Genomic DNA, 6,000 nt, shown 5'->3' with positions numbered 1-6,000 from the left:
GCACACCACAAGGGCGGCGACACTGTCCGATATGGACGGTCGGCGAACCAGGGCTGACCCCCCATGCCAGGAACTCAGGGCCGTACCATGGGTGCGGTTGCTGCACGCCTACCCAGGTCGAAGGGCTCGAGCCGGGCCAGGCGAACTTCAGCGAACGGTCACCGGGTCGTCAATCGGGTGTTTCGGCGGTACTGGCGTCCTTTGTGGACGGTCAACGGGGTCGAGGTCGCGCTTAATCCTGGCATGGGGGCTGACCCCGCGCCGGCTCCCGGCCGGTGCCGCACGCGCCGAGGCCCGTCCTCCGGGCAGTGCCGTTCTGCCGTCGCCGACGAGCGCGGAGGGCCGGATGCGGCGAAGCACCGGCAACGCCTAGGCGCGCTGCTGCTTTACCGCTTGTCTCGCAGGTGCTGATCGCCTGGCAGCGCGACGGGCACCCGTCCTCGATCACGCCCCCGCGGCGGACAGGGCTCCGGCCGAAGCGGCTCGTGACCTTCCCGGTCCGAGCGGGCGGAGTCCCCGGGTTCGGCGCCGTCACCGTTCCGAGCCTCGATCACGAGTAGTGTCGATGGGGTCCGGGAGCATCCCGTGTGCGGGCAGTCGAGCCCGTGCCGTCCCCGGTCCCGTAGTTCGCCCAGTCCTCGCGCGCCACGTGGTCACGATCGCGCACGCCCCGGCCCGTTTCCGGTCGCCGGGGGCTGTCGAAGTCTGGAGCGTCATGGCCGTTTTCCTGATCATCGTGGCCGTTGTGGCGGTGCTGGCCCTGCTGGCCTCCGCGGTCCGAATCGTGAAGCAGTACGAACGCGGGGTCCTGTTCCGGCTCGGCCGGGTGACCGGGGTGCGCGAACCGGGGCTGCGGCTGATCGTCCCGCTGGTGGACGTGCTGCGCCGGGTCACGTTCCGGATCATCACGATGCCCATCCAGTCCCAGGGCATCATCACCCGCGACAACGTGAGCGTCGACGTGTCCGCGGTCGCGTACTTCCGGGTGCGGGACGCGGTGAAGTCGGTCGTCGCGATCGAGAACGTCTACGCCGCGATCGACCAGATCGCGCAGACCACCCTGCGCAAGGTCGTCGGGCGGCACACGCTCGACGAAACCCTGTCCGAGACCGACGGCATCAACCTCGACATCCGGCAGATCCTCGACGTCGCCACCGTCGAATGGGGCGTGGAGGTCACCCTGGTGGAGCTGAAGGACATCCAGCTGCCGGACGCCATGAAACGGGCGATGGCGCGCCAGGCCGAGGCGGAACGCGAGAAGCGCGCCAAGATCATCAGCGCCGAGGGCGAGGCGATGGCCGCGGCCGCGCTGGGCGAGGCCTCCGACACGATGATGGCCCACCCGCTCGCGTTGCAGCTGCGCAACCTGCAGAGCCTGGTCGAGATCGGCGTGGACAAGAACACCACCGTGGTGTTCCCCGCGCCGCTGATGAGCACCATCGGCGAGCTTGGCGCCTTCGTGGCCCGGGAGAACGCGGCCGCGAACCTCCCGCCGGTTCCGGTCGCCGTGCCCGCGGCGACCCCGAACGGGGCCGGGGAGCCGGTCCGATGAGGCCCGCGACGGCGAGCTCGGCGCGGGCTGAACTCCCGGCGGCGGACGGGGCGGGCTGCCCGGTCTGTCCACACGAGACGGACGCGCACGACACGATAGCGAGCCGCTTCTGCGCGGCGACCGCGGCGGCCGGGCACGACCGCGGATGTGTCTGCGCGGCCGGCAGTCCCGAATCGGGGAAGGGAGCCGGATGACTGCTCAACGGGCCGCCTTCGTGTCCGGCGGACGACGGCCGCCTGATCTGACCGGTTCGAGGCGGATCCCGCGTGCGGCGGGGATCGGTTCCGGCGCGACCGCGCAGGTCCGGTGATGGTGCTCGGCGCACCCGGCGTGCACGTTCTCGCACCAGTGAGCCCAGGCCAGTAACTCAAGGCGGCACCGAGGGCATGGATGGAGCACCGAACGCCACATTGGGTGCATCGCGCGTGGGGGCGGGTCCGTGAGGGGAACGCTGACGGACTCAGAGTCCCTCAAGGTGGCCCTCACGGACTTCAGCAACCAGTCATATAGGCATCAAGTGGGTATTTCGGCGAACTTGGTGTCCTTTGTGGACTGTCGGCAGGGCGGAGCCCTGGCAGCTGAGGTTCCTGGCATTGGACGTCAGCAGGATGAGGCATCGCGGCTCGAGTTGCTGGCATGGCGGGGGGATTTGTCGATAGCGTGCTGCTTGGCCGGTCCAGATGTGACACTAGCGGGCGTGCCGTTGAGATCCGGGACGAAAAGCGCTCCGCGCGTATCCGGCTTGGGTTGGTGCGGCGGCGCGGCGTGGCCGGACGAGGACCGGACGGCCGCGGCCCGCGATGGGCGGGCTGCGTGCGGGCGGGGGCCGTAGGCGGGGGCCGTAGGCTGTGTGCAGCGGCACGAGTCGAGCGTCGGGAGGACCGATGGTGGAGAGCCGGCGTCAGCGGATGCAGGCGCTGCTGGCTGCCGACCGTGCCGCCCGGCCCGCGTCATCGGTGATTCTGGCGTGCGAGCGGTGCGTGGTGGAGTTGTCGGTGTCCGGGGCTGGCGCGACCGTGCTGAGCAGGTTGGCCAACGGTGCCGCGCCGCCGAGCCGCGGGCTGGTGCACGCGACGGACGCGGTCAGCGCGGGGTTGGAGGATCTGCAGCTCACCGTGGGCGAGGGGCCGTGCCTGGACGCTTTCGAGTCCGGCGGGCCGGTGCTGATCGCCGATCTGGCGGCCGAATCGGCCCGGTGGCCGGCGTTCACCCGTTCGGCGTGCGAGCTGGGCGCGGCGGCGGTGTTCTCCTTCCCGTTGCAGATCGGGGTGGTGCGCCTGGGATCGCTGGACCTGTACCGGGACGCCGCGGGCCCGCTCACGCGGCTGGAACTGGCCGATGCGCTGATCCTGAGCGACCTGGCCGCCCAAGGGGTGGTGGCGGACCTGGACGGGCACAGCGCGGAGGACGGAAGCTGGCTGGCCGATCCGCACGAGGAGGTGCACCAGGCCACGGGCATGGTGCAGGTCCAGCTCGGATCGAGCACCGAGACGGCGCTGATGCGGCTGCGCGGGTACGCCTTCGCTCACGATCTGCAACTCGTCGAGGTCGCCCGGCAGGTCGTCGGGCGTTCCCTCCGGTTCACCGACGCCGAGGACGGCAACAATGCGCAGTGAGGGAAAGGCCGATGACATGAGTACTGCCCGGGACCACCGACTCGCGACCGCGTTCGTGTCGCTCGCGGACACGCTGGTCGCCGATTTCGATGTCCTCGACTTTCTCGGCATGCTCGCCGAACGAGCCGCGGACCTGCTGGACGTCGACGCCGCCGGTGTCGTCCTGTCGGATCAGCGAGGCGGGTTGCGGCCGACCGCCGGGTCCTCGGAACAGGCCGAGCTGATCGAGGTGTTCGCCGCACAAACCCTTCAGGGACCGTGCCTGGACTGCGTGACCACCGGGAGGCCGGTCGCGGCCGCGGACCTGGCGGCCGAGTCCGGGCGCTGGCCTGATTTCGCCCCCGCGGCGGTCAGCGCGGGCTTCCGGGCGGCCTCGGCGGTGCCGATGCGGTTGCGCGGCGACGTGATCGGCGCGCTGACCCTGCTCGGCACCGCGCCGGGGGAGATCGACGATGCCAGCGTGGACCTCGGCCAGGCCCTGGCCGACGTCGCGACCATCGGGATTCTGCAACAGCGCGCGATCCGGCACGAGGAGATCGTGTCCGAACAACTGCAGTCCACCCTGCATCATCGCGTCGTGGTCGAGCAGGCCAAAGGAGTGCTCGCCGAAGCGGGCGAACTCGACATGCACCGGTCGTACCTCGCGTTGCGCGGCTACGCCCGAGCGCACCGCCGCCGGCTGTCGGACGTCGCCCGCGACGTCGCGACATCGGTCCTCGACCCCCGCGAACTGCTCGCCGCCGCGCCGGACGATTCCCAGCGGTGACCGGACAAGGACAGGAGGCAATACGCTTATGTCGCCCACACCGAAATCGCCGAAGGAACCTCTCGGCGGCCGGGAGCGGCTGGTGTCCCGCGCGTTCGTGAGTCTCGCCGACACGCTGGTCGCCGATTTCGACATCGCCGAATTCCTGAGCATGCTCGCCGAGCAGTGCGTCGACCTGCTCGGCGTTTCGGCGGCAGGCGTGCTCCTGCTCGATCCCGCGGGCGGTCTGCGGGTCGCGGCCACCTCTTCGCACCGGGCTGAACTGCTGGAACTGTTCGCCGTGGAGACCGACGACGGCCCGTGTGTCGACTGCGCGCGCAGCGGATCTCCGCTGTCTTACGCGGACTCGCCCGCGGCGGCGGGGCGCTGGCCGAGGTTCGCCGCCGCGGCCGCGGAATGCGGATTCGGTGCCGCCCAGGCTCTTCCGATGCGGCTGCGGGATCAGGTGGTCGGGGTCTTGACGCTTTTGAGTGCCGAACCGGGCAGTGTGGAACGGGACGATGTCGACCTCGGGCAGGCGCTGGCGGACGTCGCCACCATCGGAATCCTGCAGCAGCGCACCATCGAACGCGGGGACCAGCTCGCCGGGCAGCTGCAGACCGCCTTGCACAGCCGGGTGGTGATCGAACAAGCCAAGGGCGTGATCGCCGAACACAGCGGCATCTCGATGGACGAAGCGTTCTCCCGGCTGCGCGGCTATTCCCGCGCACACAACCTGCGCCTGACCGACATCGCTCGCGCCATTTCGACGGGCGACATCGAACCGGCGGTGCTGGCGAAGCACTCGCATCGCTGACCAGCCCGCGGGAAACCTTCGCGCGGCCGGAAACGCAAGACGCCAGACCACGGGCCGTAGCTCAGAAAGGGCCGCGACAGGCGCTGGCCGGGCCGACGCGGGCAGTGTGGCTTCGCTCTCGCAGATGTCGGTGAAGGACTCCTTGCCGCGTTTGCGAAGGGCGGCGCCACCACTCTCGCGAGCGCCGAAGCGCGAGCGGTCCTGGCGCTGGCGCCGACACCCGCCGCTGCCGTGAAGATCACCAAGGCGCGCATCGCCGCGGCACTGCGGCGGGCGGGCCGCCAGCGCGGCATCGACGCCCTGGCTGCGCAGCTGCTCGACGATCTGCGCAAACCGCAGTTGCGGCAGCCGCGGCTGGTCGAGGAAGCCTTCGCCCGCCAGTCCCTCGCGCCGCTGGCCACTCTCAACGCGGAATGCGCCAGCGCGGACCAGCTCACCGAGTCCGCCACCGCAGCGTTCCAGCAGCACCCGGACTACACGATCATCACGAGTTTCCCCGGCCTGGCAGATCTGTCCGGAGCGCGGGTCTTCGGCGAGATCGGCGACGATCGCGCACGCTTCACCGACGCCCGCTCACTCAAGGCCTGCGCTGGTTCAGCGCCGGTCACCCGGGCGTCCGGTCGCAGCATCTCCATCACTCGTCGGACCGGCAAGAACGACCGCCTCAACGCTGCGGCTTCGTCTGGGCTTTCGCCAGCATCGGCCGAGCCGGCGCACCACGCGACCACTGCCACTGTCGCCGAGCACACGGCGACCGGCACGCAGCAGCACCGCGGCACCTGTTCAACCGCTTCCTCGGACAGCCCCACCACTGCCCGCAGACCGGCCAGACCTATGACCCAGCCAGGGCCTTCGACCCCGCTCTCCGCACGCCAACCACGGCCGCGGCTTGACAATTAGCAGGATCGGAGGTCTGTCAGCGGTCGATCGATGCCACCAGACCCGGTGCGCGGCCCGGTTTGCGGAAGCGAGGTTTCGGAACTGCGGCGGCGGGGGACACCCTGGATTCCGGGACCCTCGAGGTTCAGCGAGGAAAGGATTCCGTGCCGAGTGCCGGCGACAAAGCCCAGAACAAGGCAGAAGCGTTGAAGGCCGTGCCAAGGGAACCGTCGGCAAGGCGACCGGCAACGAGCAGTGGGAAGCCGAGGGCAAAGCCGAGCAGGGCAAAGGGAATGTGAAGCAAGCAGGGGAAAGGTCAAGGACGCGGTCAACGACACCGTCGAAGAGTGACGTTCGGTCGCGACTGCGAGGATTGTCGCGGCGGGACCGC

Annotated in this window: 6 protein-coding genes; all 6 read left to right on the top strand. The window is 70.1% G+C overall.

The window, feature by feature from the left end:
• The first annotated feature begins 715 nt into the window (after nt 1–715).
• The 6 genes from ACFORO_RS08725 (at nt 716) to ACFORO_RS08700 (ending at nt 5,630) form a co-directional block, all read left to right on the top strand.
• Nucleotides 716–1,552: a slipin family protein gene (locus ACFORO_RS08725; protein WP_377868180.1), complete on the top strand. Its 837-nt coding sequence runs from the start codon at nt 716–718 to the stop codon at nt 1,550–1,552.
• Entirely contained in the window at nt 1,549–1,746 is a 198-nt protein-coding gene (locus ACFORO_RS08720; protein ID WP_377868181.1) for an RGCVC family protein, read from the top strand. Before ACFORO_RS08725 ends, ACFORO_RS08720 begins: the two co-directional genes overlap by 4 nt.
• 690 nt (nt 1,747–2,436) lie before the next feature.
• A complete protein-coding gene (locus tag ACFORO_RS08715; protein ID WP_377868182.1) occupies nt 2,437–3,168 on the top strand; it encodes a GAF and ANTAR domain-containing protein in 732 nt (243 codons plus the stop codon).
• A 16-nt stretch (nt 3,169–3,184) separates the two neighbouring features.
• The gene (locus ACFORO_RS08710; RefSeq protein ID WP_377868183.1) at nt 3,185–3,934 is read left to right on the top strand and encodes a GAF and ANTAR domain-containing protein; all 750 of its coding nucleotides are present in this window, start codon (nt 3,185–3,187) and stop codon (nt 3,932–3,934) included.
• Nucleotides 3,935–3,962: 28 nt separating this feature from the next.
• Nucleotides 3,963–4,730, top strand: coding sequence for an ANTAR domain-containing protein (locus tag ACFORO_RS08705; protein ID WP_377868184.1), 768 nt, complete (start codon nt 3,963–3,965; stop codon nt 4,728–4,730).
• 231 nt (nt 4,731–4,961) lie between these two features.
• Nucleotides 4,962–5,630 (top strand): transposase, encoded by a 669-nt coding sequence (locus ACFORO_RS08700; RefSeq protein ID WP_377868185.1) that lies wholly within the window; start codon nt 4,962–4,964, stop codon nt 5,628–5,630.
• Nucleotides 5,631–6,000: the final 370 nt, after the last annotated feature.

The organism is Amycolatopsis halotolerans, assembly GCF_042647905.1.
GTDB lineage: Bacteria > Actinomycetota > Actinomycetes > Mycobacteriales > Pseudonocardiaceae > Amycolatopsis > Amycolatopsis halotolerans.
Note: the sequence above shows the minus strand (reverse complement) of the source record. Positions and strands in the feature narration are given on the sequence as shown.